Annotated in this window: 20 protein-coding genes and 1 pseudogene; 4 read left to right on the top strand and 17 right to left on the bottom strand. The window is 73.2% G+C overall.

Annotation, left to right across the window (positions count from 1 at the left end):
* The first annotated feature begins 30 nt into the window (after positions 1-30).
* Positions 31-1,119 (top strand): alpha/beta hydrolase, encoded by a 1,089-nt coding sequence (locus OVA15_RS08320; protein WP_268144293.1) that lies wholly within the window; start codon positions 31-33, stop codon positions 1,117-1,119.
* A 72-nt stretch (positions 1,120-1,191) separates the two neighbouring features.
* Here the strand turns inward: OVA15_RS08320 and proC are convergent, their stop codons facing one another.
* The 7 genes from proC to OVA15_RS08360 all read right to left on the bottom strand — a co-directional run bounded on the left by proC (position 1,192) and on the right by OVA15_RS08360 (position 10,822).
* On the bottom strand, positions 1,192-2,064 hold the full coding sequence (gene proC / locus OVA15_RS08325) for a pyrroline-5-carboxylate reductase (protein WP_259871121.1): 873 nt from the start codon (positions 2,062-2,064) through the stop codon (positions 1,192-1,194).
* Between the two features lie 52 nt (positions 2,065-2,116).
* A complete protein-coding gene (locus OVA15_RS08330; protein ID WP_268144296.1) occupies positions 2,117-2,980 on the bottom strand; it encodes a sugar phosphate isomerase/epimerase family protein in 864 nt (287 codons plus the stop codon).
* Positions 2,977-3,963, bottom strand: coding sequence for a Ppx/GppA phosphatase family protein (locus OVA15_RS08335; RefSeq protein ID WP_024289853.1), 987 nt, complete (start codon positions 3,961-3,963; stop codon positions 2,977-2,979). The genes OVA15_RS08330 and OVA15_RS08335 overlap by 4 nt, the downstream gene beginning before the upstream one ends.
* A 64-nt stretch (positions 3,964-4,027) precedes the next feature.
* Positions 4,028-6,835, bottom strand: a complete 2,808-nt coding sequence (topA, locus tag OVA15_RS08340) for a type I DNA topoisomerase (protein WP_268144299.1) — start codon at positions 6,833-6,835, stop codon at positions 4,028-4,030.
* Between the two features lie 259 nt (positions 6,836-7,094).
* Entirely contained in the window at positions 7,095-9,302 is a 2,208-nt protein-coding gene (locus tag OVA15_RS08350; protein ID WP_326493272.1) for a pyridoxamine 5'-phosphate oxidase family protein, read from the bottom strand.
* Complete coding sequence (gene trhO, locus OVA15_RS08355; protein ID WP_268144301.1) at positions 9,299-10,315, bottom strand: oxygen-dependent tRNA uridine(34) hydroxylase TrhO; 1,017 nt, start codon at positions 10,313-10,315, stop codon at positions 9,299-9,301. Before trhO ends, OVA15_RS08350 begins: the two co-directional genes overlap by 4 nt.
* Before the next feature lie 54 nt (positions 10,316-10,369).
* On the bottom strand, positions 10,370-10,822 hold the full coding sequence (locus OVA15_RS08360) for a pyridoxamine 5'-phosphate oxidase family protein (protein WP_268144303.1): 453 nt from the start codon (positions 10,820-10,822) through the stop codon (positions 10,370-10,372).
* Positions 10,823-10,978: 156 nt separating this feature from the next.
* Here OVA15_RS08360 and OVA15_RS08365 point away from each other — a divergent pair, with 156 nt between their 5' ends.
* Positions 10,979-13,360, top strand: coding sequence for a DEAD/DEAH box helicase (locus OVA15_RS08365; RefSeq protein WP_268144305.1), 2,382 nt, complete (start codon positions 10,979-10,981; stop codon positions 13,358-13,360).
* Positions 13,361-13,462: 102 nt separating this feature from the next.
* On the top strand, positions 13,463-14,176 hold the full coding sequence (locus OVA15_RS08370; protein WP_268144307.1) for a PIG-L deacetylase family protein: 714 nt from the start codon (positions 13,463-13,465) through the stop codon (positions 14,174-14,176).
* Between the two features lie 88 nt (positions 14,177-14,264).
* On the opposite strand, the gene OVA15_RS08375 is transcribed toward OVA15_RS08370, so the two are convergent.
* From OVA15_RS08375 to ssd, 7 genes and pseudogenes are all read right to left on the bottom strand, one after another.
* Positions 14,265-14,711, bottom strand: a complete 447-nt coding sequence (locus tag OVA15_RS08375) for an Rv3654c family TadE-like protein (RefSeq protein WP_268144309.1) — start codon at positions 14,709-14,711, stop codon at positions 14,265-14,267.
* On the bottom strand, positions 14,701-15,117 hold the full coding sequence (locus OVA15_RS08380) for a TadE family type IV pilus minor pilin (RefSeq protein WP_204782204.1): 417 nt from the start codon (positions 15,115-15,117) through the stop codon (positions 14,701-14,703). The genes OVA15_RS08375 and OVA15_RS08380 overlap by 11 nt, the downstream gene beginning before the upstream one ends.
* Before the next feature lie 113 nt (positions 15,118-15,230).
* Positions 15,231-15,491 (bottom strand): DUF4244 domain-containing protein, encoded by a 261-nt coding sequence (locus OVA15_RS08385; RefSeq protein ID WP_024289846.1) that lies wholly within the window; start codon positions 15,489-15,491, stop codon positions 15,231-15,233.
* Positions 15,492-15,870: 379 nt separating this feature from the next.
* Positions 15,871-16,212 (bottom strand): annotated as a pseudogene (locus OVA15_RS13265) (type II secretion system F family protein); the annotation flags it as partial.
* Complete coding sequence (locus tag OVA15_RS08395) at positions 16,209-16,589, bottom strand: type II secretion system F family protein (protein WP_268144312.1); 381 nt, start codon at positions 16,587-16,589, stop codon at positions 16,209-16,211. The gene OVA15_RS08395 and the pseudogene OVA15_RS13265, both read right to left, overlap by 4 nt.
* Before the next feature lie 441 nt (positions 16,590-17,030).
* The gene (locus tag OVA15_RS08400; RefSeq protein WP_061712262.1) at positions 17,031-18,239 is read right to left on the bottom strand and encodes a TadA family conjugal transfer-associated ATPase; all 1,209 of its coding nucleotides are present in this window, start codon (positions 18,237-18,239) and stop codon (positions 17,031-17,033) included.
* The gene (gene ssd, locus OVA15_RS08405) at positions 18,236-19,330 is read right to left on the bottom strand and encodes a septum site-determining protein Ssd (protein WP_268144314.1); all 1,095 of its coding nucleotides are present in this window, start codon (positions 19,328-19,330) and stop codon (positions 18,236-18,238) included. The genes OVA15_RS08400 and ssd overlap by 4 nt, the downstream gene beginning before the upstream one ends.
* Before the next feature lie 509 nt (positions 19,331-19,839).
* Between ssd and OVA15_RS08410 the strand changes: the two genes are divergently transcribed.
* A complete protein-coding gene (locus OVA15_RS08410) occupies positions 19,840-21,678 on the top strand; it encodes a bifunctional 3'-5' exonuclease/DNA polymerase (RefSeq protein ID WP_268144316.1) in 1,839 nt (612 codons plus the stop codon).
* Positions 21,679-21,690: 12 nt separating this feature from the next.
* On the opposite strand, the gene OVA15_RS08415 is transcribed toward OVA15_RS08410, so the two are convergent.
* From OVA15_RS08415 to nth, 3 genes are read right to left on the bottom strand one after another with little or no spacing between them, the layout of a single operon-like run.
* Entirely contained in the window at positions 21,691-22,233 is a 543-nt protein-coding gene (locus OVA15_RS08415; RefSeq protein ID WP_268144318.1) for an NUDIX hydrolase, read from the bottom strand.
* A gap of 38 nt (positions 22,234-22,271) precedes the next feature.
* Positions 22,272-22,469, bottom strand: coding sequence for a hypothetical protein (locus OVA15_RS08420; protein ID WP_268144320.1), 198 nt, complete (start codon positions 22,467-22,469; stop codon positions 22,272-22,274).
* Positions 22,466-23,428, bottom strand: a complete 963-nt coding sequence (nth, locus tag OVA15_RS08425) for an endonuclease III (RefSeq protein ID WP_006213792.1) — start codon at positions 23,426-23,428, stop codon at positions 22,466-22,468. The genes OVA15_RS08420 and nth overlap by 4 nt, the downstream gene beginning before the upstream one ends.
* Positions 23,429-23,492 lie beyond the last annotated feature (64 nt).

Below are 23,492 nucleotides of genomic sequence, written 5' to 3' on the forward strand. Positions count from 1 at the left end.
CGCGACACCGCGAACCGAGAGGAGCCCGGCATGGGCGAACGACGGCGCATCGGAAGACGACGCCTCCTGACGGCTGCGGCGATCGTCGTCGTGCTGGCCGTGGCGGTCACCGTTGGAGTGCTCATCCGGCAGGACCGTCTGCGCAACTGCTGTCAGGCGCGCTTCCCGTCTTCGGGAGAGACCGCCCAGCCCGCAGCGGCGCTTCCCGAGCCCGGGGTGCCCGAGATCCTGGAGGGGCAGCGGCTCTCCGACCGGACGACCCGCTACCGGCTCTCCACCGAGCTGGTGCCGGCCGAGCAGACCCAGGACGGCCCCTCGGCGGTCGTGACCCTTCCCCGGGACTACGACGAGACCCGCGACTACCCCGTGGTCTACCTGCTGACGGGCACCGACGCCGGGGCCTCCCCTCGGGACTGGTACGACCGCGCCGCCCTGGAGGACTCCCTGGGGGATCTGCAGGCGATCACCGTGGCCCTCGATGACGGCGCGTACGGCTGGTACACCGACTGGACCGGACCCACCTCGCAGCCGCAGGGCTGGCGCACGCACCATCTCGAGGAGGTGCTCCCGTGGGTGGATCAGCGCTATCCCACGATCGCGTCCCCGGAAGGGCGAGCGGTCGTGAGCGCCTCCGCCGGCGGCTACGGCGCCATGGCCTACGCCGAGGACCGCCCCGATCTCTTCGGCGCCGCGGTGTCGATGTCCGGGCTGCTCAGCTTCGACGCGACCGCCGATCGGAAGCTGCTGCTGGGCGAGGCCGAGGCGGCCACCGGCGAGGGCTCGGACCTCTTCGGCGACAGACAGCGCACCACCCGCGCCGACTGGGAGTCCCACGACCCGTCCCGGCACACGCAGCCGCTGTCCGGCATGCCGATCTGGCTGTACTCCGGCTCCGGCGAGGAGTTCGAGGCCCAGCTGCAGAAGACCACCGCGGCCTTCGAGACCAGCGCGGAGTCGTCCGGGGCGCGGGTGAGCACGAGCACCTACGAGCAGATGATCGAAGACGGCGCGCCCATGCCCGCAGGCACCTGCTCGGCCGGGCACGAATGGACGTGCTGGTCGATGGCGCTGCGCTCGGTGTCCCCGCAGCTGCAGGAGCACTTCGACCGCGCCGGCTGAGTCGTCGGGCCCGCAGACGCCTGTGCCCGGCATCTGCCGGGCACAGGCCGATCCACCGGCTCCGGGCAGGACTCAGTCCGCGTACTCCTGCTCCATCTCGTCGCCGCGTGCGGCCGAGGCCTGGACCGCGCGGGCCACGAGGTCCTCGATGCCGCTGTCCAGGAACGTCTCGATCGCCCGCTCGGTCGTGCCGTTCGGGCTGGTCACGGCCTTGCGCAGGGCCTCGGGATCGGCGTCCGGCGCCTCGAGCAGGCGTCCTGCGCCCGAGACGGTCTGCTTGGCCAGGGTCCGGGCGGTCTGCGCATCGAGGCCCAGGCGCTCGCCGGCCTTCTGCATCATCTCGGCCAGCAGGAAGACGTAGGCCGGGCCGGAGCCGGACACACCGGTGACGGCGCTGATCTGCTCCTCCGGGACCTGCACGACCACGCCCACGGCGGAGAGCACCTCCTCCACCGCAGTTGCCTGATCCTCGGTGACGTGATCGCCCGCCGTCAGGGACAGCGCGCCGTGCCCCACCGAGGACGGGGTGTTGGGCATGCTGCGCACGATCGGCTGCCCCTCGGGCAGGTGCCCGGCCATGGCAGCCATGTTCACCCCGGCGGCCACGGACACGACGACGGTGGACGGGTTCAGGGCCGGGCGGATGTCATCGCACAGCTCGAGGATCGCGTAGGGCTTCACGCCCAGCATCACGATGTCCGCGCCCTCGACGGCCCGGCGGTTGGCCTCGGCGTCCGCCTCCGAGGACAGGACCTGCACGCCGGTCTCCTGGGAGAGCCGATCGCGGGACTCCTGCGAGCGCGTGGTGGCGCGAACGCGCCGGGCAGGCACTCCCGAGGCCAGGACGCCGCGCAGGATGGCGCCGTTCATGGAGCCGCTGCCCAGGAAGGCGATCACGGGCTCGGCGCTCGAGCGCTCGGTCGATGCGGATGCGGTCTCGGTCATGAGAGGTCCTCTCGTGTCTCGGATGCTTCTGGCATCCACCCTAGGAGGCGCCTCAGACGCTGTGCGAGCCCCGCCCCTCAGGGCCCTCGGTCGGCTCTGCGGGCCCTGCCCCGGCACCCTCCGCCGACTGCGCGGCCCCGAGGGCCATGTGGGTGCGAGCGAAGTCGAGGGACTCGGCGAGCATGGCATCGCGGGCCTCGTCGTCGTCGGCGCCGCGGGTGTTGATCTCCACGCCGATGACGCCCTCCCAGGAGCTGGCGCCCAGCAGCTGCAGGGTCTCGGCCACCGGCTGCTCGCCGTGCCCGGGCACCAGGTGCTCGTCCGAGGTGCCGCCGTCGCTGCCGTCGGTGAGGTGCACGTGGCCCAGCCGCGGCAGCAGCTCGCGGACGGCAACGAGCGAGTCGACCTTGGCGATCGAGGCGTGGGAGAAGTCCCAGGTCACCCACTCGTAGTCGAAGCGGCGCGGGTCCCAGTGCGGGCGGTACATCTGCAGCTCCCGGCCGCCCACGCGCCAGGGATACATGTTCTCCACGGCGATCTTCACGCCGGTCATGTCGCCGACGGCGCGGATGCCCTCCACGAAGCTCTCGGCGTACTTGTGCTGCCAGGCGAACGGCGGGTGCGCCACGACCACCTCGGCACCGACCTCCTCGACCATCTTGGCGGCGAGCTGGATCTTGGTCCACGGCCTGCCCCAGACCTGCTGGGTGAAGAACAGGGTGGGCGCGTGGATGGCCGAGATGGGGATCTGGTAGGTCTGCACCGCATCGAGCAGCTCATGGGTCAGCTGCGTGGTGCGCTGATGCGTGACCAGCACCTCCACCGAGTCGTAGCCCAGCTCGCTGGCGGTGCGGAAGACCTCGGGCATGGAGCCCAGGAACAGGCAGCTCGAGGACATGGCGACATGGGTGCTCATGCGTGGGCCTCTCGTCCGATCAGGCTGTGGGGCGGGTTCAGGACGGTCTCGGGATCGGCGCCGAGCCGGTCCATGCGCCGCAGGATGAGGCCCTCGCGCAGGGCCCACGGGCAGATGTCCAGGCTCTGGACCCCGAGCATGTCCATGGCCGTCTCTGCCGCGATGCCTCCGGCCAGCATCTGCTCGGCGCGGTTCACGGAGACCCCGGGCAGGTCCGAGCGCTCCTGGACGGTCATGGCCTCCATGCGCCGGGTCCACAGCCGCAGGTCCTGCAGGTGCATGGTCCGCCGCACGAACTGGCCCGCCCCGGAGGGAGCGGCGCCGCAGATGCGGGCCAGGGAGCGGAAGGTCTTGGACGTGCCGACCACGAGATCCGGGGCGCCCTGCGCCAGGATCGTCTCCACGGCCGGCTCCAGGGTGCGCCGCACGTGCTTGCGCAGGGCCTTGACCTCGCTGGGCCGCACCGGGTGCTGCGTGACGAAGCTGCGCGTGAGGCGCCCGGCGCCCAGGGGCGTGGACACCGCCGCCGCCGGAAGCCCGTCGTGGCCGATGGCCATCTCGAAGGACCCGCCGCCGATGTCCAGATCCAGGATCGTGCCCGAGCCCCACCCGGACCAGCGGCGCACCGCGGAGAACGTGACCGCGGCCTCCTGATCCCCGGAGATCTCGGTCAGGGTGACCCCGGAGCGCGACTGCACGTGATCGAGCACATCGGCGCCGTTGCCGGCCTCCCGGATCGCCGAGGTCGCGAACGCCAGCAGATCCTCCGCCTCGTGCTCGGCGGCGACGTCCCGGGCCTCGATCACGAACGCGGTCAGCGCATCGCGGCCCTCGTCCGAGATGCATCCGGCCTCGTCCAGGTACTGGACCAGGCGCAGGCTGACCTTGTGATCGGCGAAGGCCTCGGGCCGGGAGCCCGGGTAGACGTCGAGCAGCAGCAGATGGACGGTGTTGGACCCGACGTCCAGGACTCCCAGGCGCATGCTGGCTCCTTCAGGTGATCGATCGGTCGACCGAGCGGGAGCCGCCGCGGGCCCCGCCGCGGGCTCACGAAGACGCGGAGGTCTTCTTCCGGGTGCCCGCGCGCTTGGTCGTGGAGGCCCCGGACGGCTTCTTGGCCCGGGAGCCCGACGACGATCGGGTGGTCTTCTTGGCGGCCGGGCCCTTGGCGCGCTTCTCCGAGAGCAGCTGGGAGGCTCGCTCGGCCGTCATCTGCTCCACGGACTCCGAGCGCGGGATGGTCACGTTGGTCTCGCCGTCGGTGATGTACTCGCCGAAGCGCCCGTCCTTGATGATCATGGGCTTGTCCGTGATCGGATCCGTGCCCAGGTCCTTCAGCGGCGGCTTGGCGGCACCGCGCCCGCGCTGCTTCGGCAGGGCGTAGATCCGCTGTGCCTCCTCGAGGGTGATCTCGAAGATCTGCTCCTCGCTTGACAGCGACCGGGAGTCCGAGCCCTTCTTGAGGTACGGCCCGTAGCGCCCGTTCTGGGCGGTGATCATCTCACCGTCCTTGTCGGCGCCGACCTCCCGCGGCAGCGAGAGCACCTTCAGGGCGTCGTCGAGGTCCACCTCCTGGATGTCCATGGAGGACAGCAGCGAGGCCGTGCGTGGCTTGGGCTTGTCGATCTTCTTGGGCTTGGGCTTGCCGTTCTTGTAGTACTCCGTGGGGATCGCATCGAGCTCCTCCTGCGTGGGCTCGGGGATCACCTCCGAGACGTACGGGCCGTAGCGGCCGTCCTTGACCACGATGGTGCGCCCGGTCTGCGGATCCTGCCCGAGCTCGCGGCCATCGGCGCGCCCGATCTCCATGAGCTCCTCGGCCTTCTCGGCGGTGAGCTCATCGGGGGCCAGGGTGTCCGGGACGTTGGCGCGCACGGGGTCCGTGACCTCGCCGGTCTCCGGATCGACCCCGCCGCCGGACTCCAGGTACGGGCCGTACTTGCCCACGCGCAGGTCGATCGTGTCCGTGACCTTCAGCGTGTTCAGCGCCCGGGCATCGATCTCGCCGAGGTCGTCGACGATGGCCTTGAGGCCGTCGTCGGGCTCGTCCTCGCGGCCGAAGTAGAACCGCTGCAGCCACTGCGTGCGGTCCTCCTCCCCGCGGGCGATGCGGTCCAGGCCCTCCTCCATCTCGGCCGTGAAGTCGTAGTCGACGTAGTCGCTGAAGTGCTCCTCGAGCAGCCGCACCACGGAGAACGCGGTCCACGACGGGATCAGGGAGGTGCCGCGGACCTTGACGTAGCCGCGGTCGGTGATCGTGGAGATGACGGCGGCGTAGGTCGACGGACGCCCGATGCCGAGCTCGTCCATGGCCGCCACGAGCGAGGCCTCCGTGTAGCGGGCCGGGGGCTTGGTGCTGTGGCCCTCGGCGGCGATCTCCTGGGAGGTGAGGGCGTCGCCCTCCTCCATCTGCGGCAGGCGGCGGTCCTTGCGGCCCTTCGCCTCGCCGTCCTTGCCCTCGGTGGTGTCCGGGGCCTCGCGGTAGGCCGAGAGGTAGCCGTTGAACGTGATCACGGTGCCGGAGGCGCTGAACTCCGCCTTGCGGCCGTCGGTGCTGGTCGCGGCCAGGCGCAGGGTCGCGGTGAAGCCCTTGGCATCGGCCATCTGCGAGGCGACGGTGCGCTGCCAGATCAGCTCGTAGAGCTTGAACTCGTCCGCCGACAGCGAGCCGCGGACCTGATCCGGGGTGCGGAAGGAGTCGCCGGCGGGGCGGATGGCCTCGTGGGCCTCCTGCGCGTTCTTGGACTTGTTCGCGTAGCTGCGCGGGGCATCCGGCACGAAGTCCCCGCCCCACAGCTCCCGAGCCTGCTTGCGAGCAGCGCTCACGGCCTGCTGCGACAGCGCGACCGAGTCGGTTCGCATGTAGGTGATGTAGCCGTTCTCGTACAGGCGCTGAGCCACCTGCATGGTCGAGCGCGACGAGAAGTGCAGCTTGCGCGCCGCGTCCTGCTGCAGCGTGGAGGTCGTGAACGGGGCCTTGGGGCGCGAGAGGTAGGGCTTGGTCTCCTGCTGCGCGACCGTGAAGGCGGCCTCGGACAGGCCCTCGGCCAGCGAGCGTGCCTGCTGCTCGTCCAGGTGCGCGACGGCCTCCGGCTTGCGCAGCTGCCCGCGGTCGTCGAAGTCGCGGCCAGTGGCGACCTTGCGCCCGTCCACGCTGGACAGCCGCGCCTGGAAGGCGCTGCCGGCGTCGGGCCCGGAGACCGGGGTGAACTCGCCGGTCAGGTCCCAGTGATCGGCGGTCACGAACGCCATGCGCTCGCGCTCGCGCTGCACCACCATGCGGGTGGCCACGGACTGCACGCGCCCGGCCGAGAGCCCGGAGGAGACCTTGCGCCACAGCACTGGGGAGATCTCGTAGCCGTAGAGGCGGTCCAGGACGCGGCGGGTCTCCTGGGCGTCGACCAGGTCCTTGTCCAGCTCCCGCAGCTCGCCGAAGCCGCGCTCGATCGCCTCGCGGGTGATCTCGGGGAAGGTCACGCGGTAGACCGGGACCTTGGGCTTGAGCACCTCGAGCAGGTGCCACGCGATGGCCTCGCCCTCGCGATCGCCATCCGTGGCGAGGTAGAGGGCGTCGCTGTCCTTGAGCTTGCGCTTGAGCTCGGCGACCTTCTTCTTCTTGTCCGTGCTGACCAGGTAGTACGGGTCGAATCCGGACTCGACGTCCACGGCGAACTTGCCGTAGGGACCCTTCTTCATCTCGGCGGGCAGGTCCGAGGGCTGGGCCAGATCCCGGATGTGGCCCATGGAGGAATCGACCTCATAGGCGTCGCCCAGGTACCCCGCGATGGTCTTCACCTTCGAGGGGGACTCGACGATGAGCAGGCTCCTGCCTGATCCCGGGTTCTTCTGGGCCACGGTCGCTCCTAGGGGATGGGGACACCCCCGGCCATCCTCCGCGCCGGAAGCGCGGGAGCCGGGAGGCTGCGGTGGACGAGCGCTCGCCCGTCCGATCGCCCCCACCATATAGCCGCCGCCGGACAGCCCCCGACACACGGGGTCGCGCCCGACCCTCCGGGCCGGCGCCGTCCGCGGATCCGGCCGCTCCCTCAGCAGACGACAACGGCCCGAGGGGGATCCCCTCGGGCCGTGCAGGTGGAGCAGAGGCGCTGCGGCGTCAGTCCTGGTCGTCGTCCTCGGAGTCGTCCGCGGGTCCGACAGGGAAGGAGCGGCCGTGGATCTGATCGGGCTCGATCACCACGAAGACCGGCTTGAAGCTGCGCACCCAGGTGCGCAGTCCCAGCGACTCGGCGAGCTCGCGCTCCTGCGCGTCGTCCACGCGGCGAGCCCGGCCCTGCAACACGACCGAGGAGACGCGCAGCCTGTCCTCGTCCCGGTGATCGGCCTCGAAGGCGACCTGGTCGTTGACGGTCAGAGCGGCGAGCTTTGAGCCCGGAGCCGTGCGGAACCACAGCTTCTTGCCGTGGACCACGAAGTTGACGGGAAAGATGTCGACGAAGCCGCCGGCCTGCACGGCCAGGCGTCCGAAGGGCTCGTCGTCGAGCAGCTGCCACATCTCGTCACGGGTCAGGTCGCGGTACGGGTTCTCTGCAGTCATGCCTGCCATCCTCCCACCTCGGAAGCCGAGGCGGTAGGCGCAGATCAGGCCCTGCCGGCCCCGGCGCGGTCCTCGGCGGCGGCATCCTCGGCAGCCGGCTCCAGGAAGCCGTCGACCAGCAGGCTGCGGGTCTGCGCCAGCAGATCCAGCGCCTCCTGCGAACGCTGCCCGGCGGGAGCCTCCCACCCCAGCAGCATGCCCAGGGCCTCGACGATCTGCCTGACACTGAGCTCGCCGTCGCAGGCGCCCATCAGTCCGGCGGCTGCCGAGGTCCAGGACCGCCGTGCGCTGCAGGCCGGCGCCCTGCCGGACGAGGATGACGGCCGGGTCCTCGGCTCCCGGGCGCCCGTGGCGCTCCTCGGTGACGTGCTCGGGCACCTCCAGGTGCAGCTCCTCCCAGGCCGGGCCCAGGCGCTCCAGCTCGAGCTCCCTCCGCACGGCCTCTGCGAGCACGCCGCCGACCGGCTGCTGAGCCGGGTGGCCGATGTGCTCGAGCCTGCGGCGGACGGGGCTCGTGCGCCCGGCTGCGGGGCGATCCAAGCGCACCCACCCGAAGCCGACGCCGGCGACCCCGCGGGCCTCGAAGTCGTCCAGGTACGCCGCGTAGGCCTTCTCCCACCGCTGCTGCTCGAGGTGCTCGGAGGCATCGCGCAGCCAGGTCTCGGCGTAGGCCTGCGGGGACTCGATCTCGCGCTGGATGACCCAGGCGTCCAGCTGCGCGGGGATCCAGCCCTCCACACGCCGCGACCAGGCGCGCTCCAAGCTGCCTCCGCCGCGCTCGACGTCCTCGGCCCGGATCTCCCAGTTGCCCAGCAGGTGCGCGCTGCCGCCCGGGGCGAGCACGGATCCCAGATCGCCGAGCAGCTCGGCCACGAGGGCGTCGCCCTCCCTGCCGCCGTCGCGGTAGGTGTAGCGGGAGGACGCGTCCTCGCCGGGCGTGCGCGGGGTGATCACGAACGGCGGGTTGGACACGACCAGGTCGAAGGACTCGCCCGCGACCGGCTCGAGCAGCGAGCCCTGCCGCAGCTCGATGCGCCGTTCGAGGTCCCAGGGGTCCAGGCGCAGGGCCTGGGCGTTGAGCACCAGGTTGAACCGAGCGAAGGCCAGGGCGCGCTCGGACAGGTCGGTGGCGACCACGCGATCGACCCGGCGCAGCAGGTGGAAGCTCTGCACGCCGCAGCCGGTGCCCAGATCGAGCGCGACGGCCGCCGGGCGCGGGTCCGTGATCTGCACGAGGGTCTGCGAGGCGCCTCCGACGCCCAGCACATGGTCACGGCGCAGCGGCGCGCCCGGGCGCTGGAACGCGCTGTGGTCGGAGGCGATCCACAGGTGGAAGCCGTCGTCCGCCTGGTGGACATCCAGGTCCACCAGGCTGCGGACCTGCCCGTGCGCGGCCTCCACCAGCCGGAGGTGCTCGAGGTCCTGAACGCGGATGCCCGGCAGGGCCGCCTCGAGATCACCGGAGCCGACGGGGCGTGCCAGCAGCAGCAGCTCGACGAGCACGGCCAGACGACGATCGGCCGACGGCGCCGTCTCCGCCGCGGCCTCGAGGCGGCGGAGGACTCGAAGCGCGGGGACCGCCTGATCGCGGGCCAGGGCCTCTGCGGCCTCCGTCCCCAGCAGCTCGGCGATCCGCTCGGCGCGGAAGCCAGCGTCCTCGAGAGCCAGCCCCAGGCGGGCCAGCAGCGCGGGGTCATCCGAGCGGGGCGCCTCCGGGACATCCGCGAAGTCGGGGGTGCGGGCGGTCTCGTGCGCTCCCGTGCTCATGCGCCCTCCTGGGTGCTGGTCGACGGATCGGTCGGGCGGGCGTCCCCGGTCTCGGGGGCCGCAGCCGGTGTGGAGGAGCTCTGCCCGGAGTGGGCCTCGGGCGGCAGAGGGGCGCCGGTGCGGGCATCCCGGTAGCCATCGGGGCAGCGCAGGCCCGGGCCGTCGCGGTGAGCGGCCCGGTGGTCCTCGCACATCAGCAGGCGACGGTGGCAGCGGGATCGGGCGCAGTTCTCGAAGCGCCGGGCGTCGGCGCCGCAGAGGTCGCACTGCCCGATCACGGCGGCGTCCTCGGAGAACTCGAGGGCCCCGCGGTCGTCGAACACGGCCAGGGAGCCCTGCCACAGCCCGGCATCGCCGCGGGCCTCGCCGTAGCGCACGATGCCGCCGTCGAGCTGGTAGACCTCGCGGAAGCCGCGGCGGCGCATCATGGCCGAGAGGAACTCGCAGCGGATCCCGCCGGTGCAGTAGGTGACCACGGGACGGTCCTTCAGGTGGTCGTAGGCCCCGGAGTCGAGCTCGGCGGCGAAGTCGCGACTGGTCTCCACGTCCGGGACCACGGCTCCCTGGAAGCGCCCGATCCGGGCCTCCCAGGCGTTCCGGCCGTCGAAGAGCACCAGGTCCTCGCGCTGAGCGGCCATGTCATCGAGCTGCTGCGGGCTCACGCGCACGCCGCCGTCGACCACGCCCTGCTCGTCCACGGCGACCTCGTCGGGGGCGCCGAAGCCCACGAGCTCTCGGCGCACCTTCACCGACAGCCGCGGGAAGTCCGAGGCCGAGCCGTCCGACCACTTGAGCTCGAGGTCGCGGAAGCCGGGATGGCGCCGGGTGGCCTTGGCGTACTGCTTGAGAGCGCCGACCTCCCCGCCGACCGTGCCGTTGAGACCCTGCGGGGAGACGATGATGCGCCCGCGCAGGCCCCATCGCTCGCACAGGGCCTCCTGCCACAGCGCGATCGCCTGCGGATCCGGCAGGGCGACGATCCGGTAGTGGAGCAGGATGCGTTCGACAGTCACCGCACCAGGCTAGCCGGGCAGCCGACCGGTGGCCGCCGACGGGCGACGGGCGGCTCAGCCCTGCAGGCTGAAGCGCCGGCCCGTGACCTTGTACGGCGCGATCTCCACGACCTCGAGCTTCACGGTGTCCAGCCACGGGCGCAGGTCCAGGCGCTCGAAGCGCTCGAGGTCCTTCGGGTCCGTGAGCGTGCGGGCATGGCCGCGCACGATGACGGACCAGGCCTGGCCTCCAGCCACGTGATCGACCTCGAAGGCGACCTGCGAGTACAGGGTCAGGCGCAGCAGCTTGGAGCCGCGGGCCGAGCGGAAGTAGAGCTTGCCGTCATCCGCGATGAAGTTGACCGGGGTGATCTCGATCTCGTCGCCATCGCGAGTGCCCAGGCGTCCGAAGCGGCTCTCGCCCAGCAGCTCCCAGCACTGCTCGTCGCTCAGCGGCTCGGCCGGGGCCTGATCCTGTGGCCCGTCGTGCTCCGGCATGGGGTCGGGGTGGAGGATGTCCTTGTCCATGGCCTCATGATGGCCCGCTTCTGCCGACTGCGGCGAGGACTTGCCCGGGGTTTCTGCCGCGGGTCCCGCTGAGCTCGTCGTCCCCCCCGAGCGCGCGGCGTGCGCGCACCGGACCGGTGCGCTGACGCCGGCCTGCCGCGGTGGGACAATGCGCGGATGCACGAGCCCCATCCCCTGCTCCCGCTGCTCGGTCGCGGCGCCGACCCCGAGCAGGTGCGCCATGTCCGCGAGCTGCCGGGACGCGAGGCCGAGACCGCTGCGTGGCCGGAGACGATCCACCCCGATGTGGTGGCGGCCTACGGCGCCATGGGCATCAACAAGCCCTACGCCCATCAGGCCCGGGCCATCCGCGCGGCCGGCGAGAGCCACGTCATCGTGGCCACCGGAACGGCCTCCGGCAAATCGCTGGCCTATCAGGCGCCCGTGCTCTCCGATCTGCACCGCGGGCGGCTGGCCGCGCGCAGGGCACCGGGCAGGCTCCAGCACCCCGACGAGGCCACCGCGCTCTACCTCTCCCCCACCAAGGCCCTGGCCGCCGATCAGCTCAGCGCTCTCGAGGGGCTCATCCGCCGCGGCGGCGGGCCCGACGGCGTCCGCCTGGACGTGCGCGCGAGAACCTACGACGGCGACACCCCCGTCTCCGAGCGGCGCTGGATCCGCGATCACGCCGATGCCGTGCTGTGCAATCCGGACATGCTCCATGCGGGCGTGCTGCCCAACCACCAGCAGTGGTCGCGATTCCTGCGCCGGCTGCGCTGGGTGATCGTCGACGAGGCCCACGTCTACCGCGGCGTGTTCGGCTCCCACGTGGCCGTGGTGCTGCGCCGGCTTCAGCGGGTCGCCGCGCTCTACGGCGCCGCTCCCGTGTTCATCGGCGCCTCGGCCACCTCGGCGCGGCCGCAGGACTCGTTCGCCCGGCTGATCGGGGCTCCGAGCGAGGAGGTCACCGCGATCCGCGAGGACACTTCACCCCATGGACCGGTCACGGTCGTGCTGTGGGAGCCCGAGCAGTCCGGGGCCGAGGGCGAGAACGGCGCACCCGTGCGGCGCAGCGCCGTGGTCGAAGCCGCCGAGATGCTCACCGACCTGGTGCTGCGCCAAGTCCGCACCCTGGCATTCGTGGGCTCGCGCCGCGGCTCGGAGACGATCGCGCAGATCGCCCACCGCCAGCTCGAGGAGGTCGAGCCCGGCCTGGCCCACCGCGTGGCCGCCTACCGCTCCGGCTACCTCCCCGAGGAGCGCCGCGAGATCGAGCAGCAGCTGCGCGACGGGCGGCTGCTCGGGCTGTCCTCGACGTCCGCGCTCGAGCTCGGCATCGACATCGCCGGGCTCGACGCCGTGCTGGTGGCCGGCTGGCCCGGCACGCGCAGCTCGTTCTTCCAGCAGATCGGCCGCGCCGGCCGCGCCGGGCAGGACGCGCTGGCGGCGTTCATCGCCCGCGAGGACCCTCTGGACACCTATCTGGTCAACCATCACGAGGCGCTGTTCGACGATCCCCTCGAGGCCACGGTCTTCGACCCCGGCAACCCCTACGTGCTGGCTCCGCACCTGTGCGCCGCCGCCGCCGAGACGCCGCTGCGGCCCCAGGAGCTCGAGCTCTTCGGCCCCGGCGCCCCCGCGATCGTGGCGGCTCTCGAGCAGGCCGGGCGCCTGCGTCGTCGTCCCACCGGCTGGTTCTGGACCCATGCAGAGGACCCGGCGGGCATGGTCTCGATCCGCGGCGACGGCGGCGGGCCCCTGCAGATCATCGAGACGGACACCGGCCAGCTACTCGGCTCGATCGGCACGTCCCAGGCCCATCAGCAGACCCATCCCGGGGCCGTGTACGTCCACCAGGGCAGGTCGTACCTGGTCGATGACCTGGATCTGGAGCATCACCTGGTCTCGGTGACCCGCGCCCAGCCCGACTTCTGGACCTCGGCTCGCGAGGTCACCACCGTGTCCGTGATCGAGGAGGAGCGCAGCCAGCAGTGGGGCCCGGTGACCGTGCGCTTCGGGCAGGTGCAGGTGACCTCGCAGGTGGTGTCCTTCCAGCGCAAGGCCGTGCCCGGCAACGAGGTGCTCGGCGAGGAGCCGCTCGACCTGCCTCCCACCGACCTGCGCACACGCGGGGTCTGGTTCACCGCGCCGGGATCGGAGCTGGCGGCCGCCGGCATCGAGGAGCCGGATCTGCCGGGAGCGCTGCACGCCGCCGAACACGCGATGATCGGGCTCCTGCCGCTGCTGGCCACCTGCGACCGGTGGGACGTCGGTGGGCTGTCCACCGCGCTGCACGCCGACACCGAGCTGCCCACGATCTTCGTGCACGACGGCCACCCCGGCGGCGCGGGATTCGCCGAGCGCGGCTACGACGTCGCCCGGCGGTGGCTGCAGGCCACCCGGGACGCCATCACGGCTTGCGGGTGCGAGGCCGGGTGCCCGTCGTGCGTCCAGTCGCCCAAGTGCGGCAACCGGAATCAGCCGCTGGACAAGCAGGCGGCGGTGCGGCTGCTCGACGCCCTGCTCAAGGCCGCGCCGGTGGCCGAACCGCAGGACTGATCCGGCGCTGCGCCCCGCGATCCCTGCGAGCGCGAGACCTGGCCCCGCTGCCGGTGCCAGACTGGGAGCCCGAATCGATTCTGGAAGAGGAGCGGATGCGCCATGGAGCTGCTGCCCGATGAGGACCTCCGCCGCGTGCTGTGCGTGGTGGCCCATCCCGATGACCTCGAATACGGGGTCTCTGCCGCCGTGGCCAGCTGGGTCGCCCGCGGTGTGGAGGTCTCCTACCTGCTGCTGACCAGCGGCGAGGCCGGGATGCAGCGCGATCCCGCCGAGACCGGCCCGCTGCGCGCCCAGGAGCAGGCCCGCGCCTGCGCGGAGGTGGGCGTCACGGACCTGACGATCCTCGATCACCCCGACGGCCACCTGGAGCCCTCGCTCGAGCTGCGCCGGGACATCGCCCGGCACATCCGCCGCGTGCGCCCGGATGCGGTGGTGACCATGACCTGGGCTGACGTGGTGCCGTGGGGGCTGTCCATGGCAGATCACCGCGTGGCCGGACTCGCCGCCGCTGATGCCGTGCGCGATGCCGACAACCGGTGGGTCTTCCGCGAGCTCGCCGAGCAGGAGGGGCTCGAGCCGTGGGGCACCACCTGGCTGCTGGTCTCCGGCACCGACCAGCCGACCCATGCCGTCGATGTCAGCGGAGAGGCTCTGGAGCGCGGGATCGCCTCTCTGGAGCAGCACCGCGAGTACCTGGCGGATCTGCCGGGCCACCCGGCCCCGCGCGAGCTGATCACCGGAGTCACCGCGGAGGCCGGCCGCGAGCTCGGCGTGGAGGCCGCCGAGGCCTTCCGAGCCTTCCGGCTGCGCTGAGGGCCTTCACGGCGACGACCGCCGGCAGCTGCAGGCGGAGCTGTCAGGACACCCGGCGGCTGCCCCGCGCAGGGACGCCCCGCTCGCCTCATGAGAAGGGGCTGTCCTCCGGCGCCCCTGCGCGGCTTCGGCTATGGGCCTGACCGAAGACCGACAGCGACGGCGGCAGGTCGATGCCCACCTCCACGTCGACCGTGGTGGCCTCGGGACCCACGACCGCGCAGTCGAGAACCTCCGCGCCGTTGAGCTCGGCCAGCTCGGCGGCGACCTCGCAGGGCTGCCCGATCCGCAGACCGCGGGCGGTGTCGGCGGCGGCCAGCGCCGAGAGGTCGGCGGCGTTGCCGGCGCGATGGGTCAGGATCGCGGCCTGCCCCACTCCCAGCGCCGCGATGATCAGGAAGACGGCGACCAGGGCGAGGATCAGTCCGAAGACCGTCCCCGCACCGAGGTCGGGATGATGCCGCCGATCCCACGCGGATCCGTCGGGATCGTCGCCCAGGATCCCGGGGTCGAGCCCGCCGCCCTCAGCCCACATCGACGATCACCTCCTCGCTGAACGTCGTGGCCTCGGCCGATACCTCGAGCGACTCCCAGCGCCCCAGGACCCCGGGAGCGGGAAGCCGCACGGCTGCGGTGGCCCGGTCGTCGTCGCGCTGCACGGAGACCACGGCGTCGTCGCCGGCGATGGCCTCGGCCTCCCGCTGGGCGTCGGCGGCGGATTCCCCGCGGGCCATCACGCGGGCGGCGGCTCCCGCCGCCTCCTCGGCGCGCACCTGCAGCATGGCCGCGCCGCCGCAGGCAAGGAGCACGGCCAGCAGCAGGACGATCGAGGGCAGGACGATGGCGGTCTCGACGGTCACGGCGCCCTCGTCCCGGGCGCTGCTGCTGTGGCGGTGCCGTGGCCGTGTGCGGCGGGCGAGCGCTGCGCGGATGCTGTTCATGGCGATGTCCTCTCGTTCCGGTCGTCGTCGGTCGGCCCGGTGCGCGCGGCACCGGGCCGACCGGGCCAGGGCCGGGAGGATCCGCGCGCGGAGAGCGCGGATCCTCCCGGCTATCAGATGGCGAGCGCCTTCTCGACGATCTTGAGCAGCAGGTCGGAGACGGCATCGGAGGCGAGGACCGCCGCCATGACGCCTCCGAAGGCGGCGGCGGCCAAGAGGATGATGGCGTACTCCACCGTGGAGGCGCCGAGGTCCGGATCCTGTGCGCTGAGCTCTCGACCGGGCTCGACGGTCCCGGACGGCTGCAGGGCGGTGACGATCTCCTCCGACGGCTCGAGCGAGGCGGGGGCGGTGGTGCGGGTGATGACGGACATGATGTCCCTCTCTCTCATTCGGGCCCCGGGAAGGGGCTCCTGGACCGGGCGGACGGTCGTCCGACCGGGGCTCATGGGCCGCCGCGGCTGCGACGGCGTCGCTCATCCGAGCAGGTCGGGCACGAGCCCGATGAGCACCGGGACGATGCCCCAGCACACGAAGGCCGGCAGGGAGCACAGCCCCAGCGGGACCATGAGGTGCACGGACAGCCGCTCGGCCGCCGCCTCCGCCCGGCGGTGCTCCGAGCGCCGGACCTGTGCGGAGGCCGCCCGCAGGGCCTGAGGCCGACGGCGCCCCGGAGACGGCCGCGAAGGTCAGCGCCGAGCGCAGGTCCTGGACCTGGGGCGGAACCTCCCCGGCTGCCGACCAGGCCTGCTGCCACGACAGCCCCAGCCCGAGTGCGGTGGCCACGCAGCGAAGCGCCTGCCCGACGGCTCCGGAGTCCGTGCCGGCCAGCACCTCCAGGGCCCTGGAGACCGGGACGCCCGACTCGAGCATCGAGGCGACGAGCTCGATCAGGACCCCGGCGGAGACGCCTGCGGCAGCCTCGGTCCCGACGGGCGCCTCCGCCTCGGCCGCCGCAGCGGCCCTCGAGGCGCCGGGCAACCCGCTCGAGGGACGGCTCCTGCCGGGCAGCGGCGCGATCCCCGAGACGATCAGCGCTCCCAGGACCAGGAACGCGATCAGCGCCGCGCCGCGCAGGGTCTGAGGATCGGTCATGGCCGCCGCCTCCCCTGTGCCGCAGCAGGCGCTGCCCGGTGCCCGGAGGCGGCCTCTGCCTGGTGGACCATCCGGCGGGTCCACACCCGCCCGAGGATCGTCAGGACCGCACCGAGCACGCCGGCGGTGATGCCCCAGGGTGTGGTCAGCAGCGTGCGCACCGGGTCGGCGCCGATCAGCATCCCGAGCCCCAGGGCGAGCACCGGCAGCCAGGACAGGATCCGCACGGTGGCCTTGGCCCCCGCCAGGGCGGTCTCGCGGGCGGCATCGGCATCCAGGTCGGCCTCCGCGGCTTCGGCCACGCCCTCCAGCAGCGAGGCCAGAGGCGCTCCGGTGCGCTCGGAGACCTCCCAGCACCGGGCCAGATCCCGCAGCACGGAGACCCGTGTGCGCTCGAGCCGGCTGCGGCCTCGGCCCGCAGCGGCCGCCTGGGCCCGCAGCGTCTCGCCCGGACCGCGTCCGAGGAGGCGGCTGCGGCGACGCTGCGGCTGATCCGCTCCTGAGCACGGATCGACCGGCTGGGCGCTACCGCCTGGGCGGCGGTCTGCGCGCTGACGGAGAAGACCGCCGACGGGGTCTGCCCCGCCCTGACCAGAGCGGCCAGCTGCCGGATCCAATCGACCCACTCGCCGGCCTCAGCGGCGGCATCGCGTCGGCGCAGCCGCCGAAGCAGGGACTCGATCCCGGTGGCCTCCGCCGGCACCTGTTCAGCAGCTGCGGCGCTCCCGAGGACACCGAGGTGCGCCGGCAGCTGCCGCGGGAGCCACAGCAGCACCGCGGCCCCGAGGAGCAGGGCGCAGATGGCCGCGAACGCGCGCTCATGAGCCGGCCTGCCCGGGACTGCGCGCGGCCAGCGCCGCGAACTCCGACCAGCCTGGGCCGAAGGATGGACCCTGCGGCGTCTGCTCGAAGGCCGGGACCATGCGCAGCGCCCCCTGGTGCTCCTGCAGAAGCGAGACGGTGCGCAGGATCCGCCGACCGCCCTCGCGGTCCAGGTGGATCACCAGGTCCAGGGCCGAGCCGGCCTGCAGGGCCACCGCCTCCGGGGACATCCCTCCGAGGGCTCCGAGCGCTGCCAGGCGAGCCGGCACGGCATCGGCGGAGTTCGCGTGGACGGTCCCCGCCCCGCTGTGCCCCGTGTTCAGCGCGGTGAGCAGCTCCCGGACCTCGGCCCCGCGGCACTCCCCGATCACGATCCGGTCCGGGCGCATGCGCAGCGACTGCCGCACCAGCTCGACCAGATCCACCGCGCCGGCGCCCTCGACGTTCGCATGCCGGGACTGCATGCCGATCACGTGCGGGTGCTCGGGGCGCAGCTCGGCGGCATCCTCGATCAGCACGATCCGCTCGCCGACGGGGCATGCCGACAGCAGCGCGTTGAGCACCGTGGTCTTGCCGGATCCGGTCGAGCCGGTGACCAGCAGGTTCGCCCCGCCGGCTGTGGCGGTCAGCAGCAGCTCCAGGATCTCGGGGCGCAGGGTCCCGGAGGCCACCAGGTCGTTCACGCTGAGCACGGCGCGGTGCCGGAAGCGCACAGACAGCAGCGTGCCTCCCGTGGAGATCGGTGGCAGCACCGCATGGACGCGGATGCCGTCGTCGGTCTGGACGTCGGCGCAGGGGTGGGCGTCGTCCAGACGCCGCCCGGCCGAGGCGATCAGGCGCACGGCCAGTGCGCGCACCTCCTCCTCGCTGCGGAAGGGGGACTCGACCCGCACGGGCCCGGCACCGGCCTCCCACCAGACCTCGCGGTGGCCGTTGATCCACACGTCGGTGAGCCCCTCGGCGGGCAGCATGGCCTGCAGGGCGCCCAGCCCGGTCAGCTCGGCGCGGATCCTGCGCACGGCGTGCAGGGTCCCTGCGGCGCTGAGGGCATGGCCGGACTCGCGCACGGCACGGGCGATCCGCTCGTCGTCCACGCTGCCGCCGTCGCTGAGCAGCGCCTCGCGGACCTCGTGCAGCAGCTGCGGGTCCAGGTCTGCGCCACTCGTGCCGCGGAGGCTCGACGGCATCGTCGTCTGGGCGCTCATGCCCGCCGCCCCCATCCAGTGCCGGCCGCGGAGGCGACGTCCTCGGCCAGCAGGCCGTGCAGCTCATCGAGCTGCTCCCACAGGGCAGCCGCCGTCTCGGCGTGGCGTCGCCTGCGCCCGCGGGGCAGCAGATCGCGGACCTCGCAGGCCTCCGCGACCCGCGCATCGAAGGGCAGCGCCCCCAGTGGACGGACGCCCAGGTGCTCGGCGGCGCCGTCGGCGGAGACATCGGAGATGGCCGGTCCGGCCAGGACGTACTCGACGGGGATCCCGCCGAGGCCCTGTCCGACACGGAGGGCGCAGATCATCCCCCGGAGGGTGCGCGGCACGACCACCAGCACGGCATCGCACTGACCGGCCATCCCGAACGATCGTTCGGTGCCTCGGCCGAGGTCGAGCACGACCACGTCGCACGCACGGCGCAGCGTGCGCAGCACCTCGGGCACCGGCGCCTGCACGGGCTCGCGACGATCCCAGGACAGCCACCGGAGCGACTCCAGGCCCTCGATGTCCGGCAGCACCTCCCACAGCCGCTGCGAGCTCAGCGCCCCGTGGGATCCCACCAGATCCGGCCAGCGCAGCCCGCCGAGCAGCTCGGTGCCCAGCAGCAGATCGATGCCGCAGCTGTCGGGGTCGCCGTCCACCAGCACGACGTCGTGCTCCTGAGCCGCCGAGGCCGCCAGCCAGCAGGACAGGGTCGAGGCGCCCGCTCCTCCCGCAGCGCCCATGACGCCCAGCACCCCTGCGCTCATGCGTGCCGAGTCCGCGTGCACATCCGCCAGCCGGTCGGCCAGCCACGGCTCGGCCGCCGGCAGCACGGCCATGGTGCACTCGCCCACGCGGGAGGCCAGCTCCCACAGGTCCTCGTCCTCGGCCGTCCCCAGCAGCACCGCCGGAGCCGGCAGCGTCCCTGAGCGCACCTCGGCGGCGCGAAGGCTGCGGGCATCCAGCAGGATCAGCTCGGCCGATTCCGCCGCCTCCTCCAGCTGTCCGGGCTCGAGCCCGCGAGCGCGGCTCAGGCGCGCCTCGGCGGCAGCGCAGACCGCGGTCATCTCCTGGACCAGGCCGGCGTCCGCGCTGATCAGCACCACGCGCCGACCGGGCCCCTCGAGCACGAGGCCCGAAGGAGCCCTCTCCGCCCCGGGCGCAGCGACCGCGCGGGGGTCCGCAGCCGTCGGCTCGGCCGTCGCACGCAGCGCGGATGCCGGAGGCGGCACTGCGGCGCTCGCACTGATCACCGGATCACCCGCGGCCTGAGGCAGCCCGGGCAGCGAGCCCGCTCGCTCGAGCTCCCGGTCCGCGACGACCGCGTCGAGATCCGTCTGCCGCTCGGCCTCGCGGTCCGCTCGCGCCGTCAGGTCGAGGGCGGCGGCGCGCCGCCCGGGGGCGTCGCCGCCGCTCGATCCGCGGCTCCTGGGGCAGGTGCTGTGCTGTCATGCCCCGAACGATGCGCCGCCGGCGGCCCCCTCGGGACGGCAGTCGCGGATGCGAGCACGCCCTGGCGGGGCGCTGCCGCCGATGCATGGCCTGTGGAGGCTCTCGCGCACGGGCGGGGGTCAGGGGCGCCTGTGCTGTCGGTGCCGACGGCGAGAATGCCGAAGTGCTGATCGTCGTGACCGCCCCGGATCCGCGCGCCGCGACCACAGGGCTCGCAGGCGCGAGAACCTCGGCCGTCCACTGGGCGCAGGTCCTCGACGACCTCACCCGGCCCCTCAGCGCCCCGCAGCAGCTGGACTCCACGGGGCTCGCCGCCTTCGTCCACGACCAGGACGCCCGGTGCCGGACGGAGACCGGCCGCAGCCCGCGCTGGGTCCTCGAGCGCTCGCCGCTGATCCTGCCCGGGCTGCTGGCCGCGGATCCGGCCGTGCCGCTGCCGCACCTGCACGACCTCCGACTGGTCTCGGCGATCCTCTCCAACGCGGCGAGCGCACCGGCCGCACGGGTGGACTACTCGCCGGTGCTCGAGCCTCTGCCGGCCCACGAGCACCCGGGGATCGCCCCCGAGCCCCCGCCGCGCTCCGTGTGGAACGGTCCCGGCGAGGGCCAGATGGGCCTCTTCGACGATGCCCCGGAAGGCATGGCTGCCCCGGACTCGGACGCGGGGGGCGCCGAGCGGCTCTCTGCAGTCATCGAGGAGCTGCGCGCCCAGCTGGCCGCGATCGAGGGCTCCCGCTCCCCCGGGAAGCTGCGTCTGCTCTGCGGGCTCGAATCCGCCGGGGCGCTGCTGGCCGCGGACATGCACCGGATCGGGATCCCCTGGGACGCAGAGGTCCATCGCCGCCTGCTCATCGAGGCGCTGGGCCCGCAGCCCGCGCTCGGACATCGTCCGGCCCGCATGGAGGAGGCCGTCCAGCGGGTCCGCCGGGTGCTGGGCGCCGCCGAGCTGAACCCGGATTCCCCCCAGTCCCTGCTGCGGGCGCTGCGCGGTGCGGGGCTCAACGTCAGCTCCACGAGCCAGTGGGAGCTCACCGGCTGGGTCCAGGCCGCACCGGTCTCCTCACCCGGGGAGCGCGAGCGCCGCGAGCAGCTGGTCGCCCCCGTGCTGGAGTACAAGAAGCTCTCCCGGCTGCTCACGGCCAGCGGCTGGCAGTGGCTCGAATCCTGGGTGCGCGATGACCGCTTCCGCGCCGAGTACATGGTGGGCGGCGTGGTCACCGGGCGCTGGGCCGCACGCGGCGGCGGGGCCCTGCAGATCCCCAAGGTGATCCGCTCGGCCGTGCGGCCGGGCCCGGATCGTCGACTGGTGGTCGCCGACGCCGCCCAGCTCGAGCCCCGCGTCCTGGCCGTGCTCGCCCGCGACGACGCCCTGGCCAATGCCTCTCGCGGTCGCGACCTCTACCTCTCGATCGCCGAGCGCGGCCGGGACTCCGGGACGGGACTCACCCAGCGCGATCACGCCAAGGTCGCTCTGCTCGGCGCCATGTACGGAGCCACGAGCGGCGAGCCCGGCAGGCTCATGCCCCAGCTTGCCCGGCTGTTCCCGCAGGCCGTGGCCTTCGTGGAGCACGCCGCCCGCGTGGGCGAGGACGGCTCCCAGGTCTGCACCTGGCTCGGGCGCTGGTCGCCGCAGCCCGATCAGCGCTGGCAGGAGGCCGTGGCCCGCACGGCCAGCGCCGAGGACGAGCGCCGCGCAGCCCAGCTGCGCAGGTCGCAGGGGCGGTTCACGCGAAACTTCGTGGTCCAGGGCTCAGCGGCCGAATGGGCCATGGCCTGGATGGGCTGCGTGCGCGCGCAGCTGCATCGCCGCGGCCTGGACGCCGCCCTGGTCTTCTTCCTGCACGACGAGATCATGGTGGACTCCTCCGCCGAGCACGCCGAGGAGGTGGCCGATCTGGTGCGCGAGTGCGCCGAGCAGGCCACCGGGATCGTCTTCGGCCGGGTGCCGGTCGAGTTCCCGGTGACCGTGGCGGTCGTGGAGAGCTACGACCAGGCCAAGTGACGACGGTCCCGCTCAGCCCAGCGGCGCGGGACGGACGTCGTCCTTCGGCCAGGGGCGAGCCCAACCGGCTGCCTCGAGCACCCGGTCCAGCAGGATCCCGGTGAAGCCCCACACGACCACCTCGTCCGCGCCGCCCACCGGGTCAGTGATCTGCCGGGGCACGCGGAAGGCCGGCGAGCGGTGGCGCAGCGTGGGCCGGTTCGCCCCCTCGCGCGTGACCTCGGCGGTGTGGCGGCGGTCAGGATCCACCAGATCCAGCACCGGAACCCGGAAGACGAGCGATGACTCCGCGTGATCCACCACGTCCACGGCCGAGGGCCGCGTCCACCAGCCGACGACCGGGGTGACGTCGTGCCCGGAGACCGGCACCGGCGCCTTGGGCAGTGCGCCCAGGATCTCGATCCCGGACGGATCCAGCCCCGTCTCCTCCTGCGCCTCGCGCAGCGCCGCGCGCACGTAGGCGGCTGCGACCGGCCCGCCGGGCAGCTGCAGGACGTCGTCCGGGTCCTCGGGGTCACCGTCCTCGGGATCCAGCCGCCCTCCGGGGAAGGCCACCTGGCCGGGATGCGCGCGCAGGGTGGCGGCGCGCTGGGTCAGCAGCAGGTCCAGATCGGCCCCGGGGCCGTCGGGGCGGGCCCGTCCGACTCGGCGGCCACGTCGTCGAGCACGCCCACGAGGATCAGCACCGCAGATTCCCGCGGCGTGGTCCGGTGCTTGAGGACGTCGATGCGCAGCGAACCCTGCTCCCGCAGGGAGGCCACGGCGCCCAGCAGCTGCTCGCGGGCGCTCATGCGCTCAGCCCGTGCCCGGCCGCGCGCAGCTCGCGGCGCGTCCGGCCCTCCATGTACCCGGCGAGCAGGTCCTCGCGCCCGGGCTTGAACTCGTAGGCCAGCAGCTGCGCGGCGGCCTCCTGCTCGACCGGGCCCAACCCGTAGGAGGGGCACAGATCCGCCACCGGGCAGACTCCGCAGGCAGGGCGCTTGGCATGGCAGATCCGGCGGCCGTGGTAGACGAGCCGGTGCGAGAGATCCGTCCAGTCCTCGGGCTCGAACAGCGCCCCCACCTCGTGCTCGACCTTGACCGGATCCTCCTGACCGGTCCAGCCGAAGCGGCGGGCCAGTCGGCCGAAGTGCGTGTCCACCGTGATGCCGGGGACGTCGAACGCGTTGCCGAGCACCACGTTGGCGGTCTTGCGCCCGACCCCCGGCAGCTTCACGAGGTCCTCGAGCCGGCCCGGCACCTGTCCGTCGTGCTCGTCCTCGATCGCCTGGGCCAGCCCCTGCGCGGAGCGGGCCTTGGAGCGGTAGAAGCCCAGGGGCCGCAGCATCTCCTCGACCTCCGTGCGCTCGGCCTCTGCCAGCCCGCGCGGATCCGGCCAGCGCTCGAACAGCGCCGGGGTGGTCGCGTTGACGCGGACGTCGGTGGTCTGCGCGGAGAGCACAGTGGCCACGAGCAGCTGCCAGGGGCTGTCGAAGTCCAGCTCGGCCACCGCATACGGATAGGCCCGTCCGAGCTCCTGGTTGATCCGGCGAGCGCGGCGCTTGAGCGCCAGCGGGGTCTCCGCCCTGCCCGTGCGCGCACGGCGGGCCGCACCGGCGCGGGCCTTGGCCGGATCAACGATCCGCACGTGATCCGGCACCGGCCCGCCCTGACGGCGGTGCAGCGGGTGCTGCCCGTGCTCGGCGCTGAGGTCGCTGACCGGCCCCGCGCTGGGCTGGGCTGGGTCCGCAGTGGGCTCGGGCTGGGTCATGGCCCCGATGCTACGCGGGGCCCACGACGCCCTCCGCCGCGTGCGGCCCGCCCGCATTGGAGGT

The organism is Kocuria sp. SL71 (assembly GCF_026672465.1).
GTDB lineage: Bacteria > Actinomycetota > Actinomycetes > Actinomycetales > Micrococcaceae > Kocuria > Kocuria palustris.

Coding starts and splice junctions, on each gene's coding strand:
- OVA15_RS08360 (WP_268144303.1), bottom strand. CDS start 10,822: ATGGACAAGGACATCCTCCACCCCGACCCCATGCCGGAGCACGACGGG.
- OVA15_RS08375 (WP_268144309.1), bottom strand. CDS start 14,711: ATGTGGGCTGAGGGCGGCGGGCTCGACCCCGGGATCCTGGGCGACGAT.
- OVA15_RS08400 (WP_061712262.1), bottom strand. CDS start 18,239: ATGAGCGCCCAGACGACGATGCCGTCGAGCCTCCGCGGCACGAGTGGC.
- OVA15_RS08320 (WP_268144293.1), top strand. CDS start 31: ATGGGCGAACGACGGCGCATCGGAAGACGACGCCTCCTGACGGCTGCG.
- proC (WP_259871121.1), bottom strand. CDS start 2,064: ATGACCGAGACCGCATCCGCATCGACCGAGCGCTCGAGCGCCGAGCCC.
- OVA15_RS08385 (WP_024289846.1), bottom strand. CDS start 15,491: ATGTCCGTCATCACCCGCACCACCGCCCCCGCCTCGCTCGAGCCGTCG.
- nth (WP_006213792.1), bottom strand. CDS start 23,428: ATGACCCAGCCCGAGCCCACTGCGGACCCAGCCCAGCCCAGCGCGGGG.
- OVA15_RS08330 (WP_268144296.1), bottom strand. CDS start 2,980: ATGAGCACCCATGTCGCCATGTCCTCGAGCTGCCTGTTCCTGGGCTCC.
- OVA15_RS08370 (WP_268144307.1), top strand. CDS start 13,463: ATGGAGCTGCTGCCCGATGAGGACCTCCGCCGCGTGCTGTGCGTGGTG.
- OVA15_RS08350 (WP_326493272.1), bottom strand. CDS start 9,302: ATGAGCACGGGAGCGCACGAGACCGCCCGCACCCCCGACTTCGCGGAT.
- OVA15_RS08380 (WP_204782204.1), bottom strand. CDS start 15,117: ATGAACAGCATCCGCGCAGCGCTCGCCCGCCGCACACGGCCACGGCAC.
- OVA15_RS08420 (WP_268144320.1), bottom strand. CDS start 22,469: ATGAGCGCCCGCGAGCAGCTGCTGGGCGCCGTGGCCTCCCTGCGGGAG.
- OVA15_RS08335 (WP_024289853.1), bottom strand. CDS start 3,963: ATGCGCCTGGGAGTCCTGGACGTCGGGTCCAACACCGTCCATCTGCTG.
- OVA15_RS08365 (WP_268144305.1), top strand. CDS start 10,979: ATGCACGAGCCCCATCCCCTGCTCCCGCTGCTCGGTCGCGGCGCCGAC.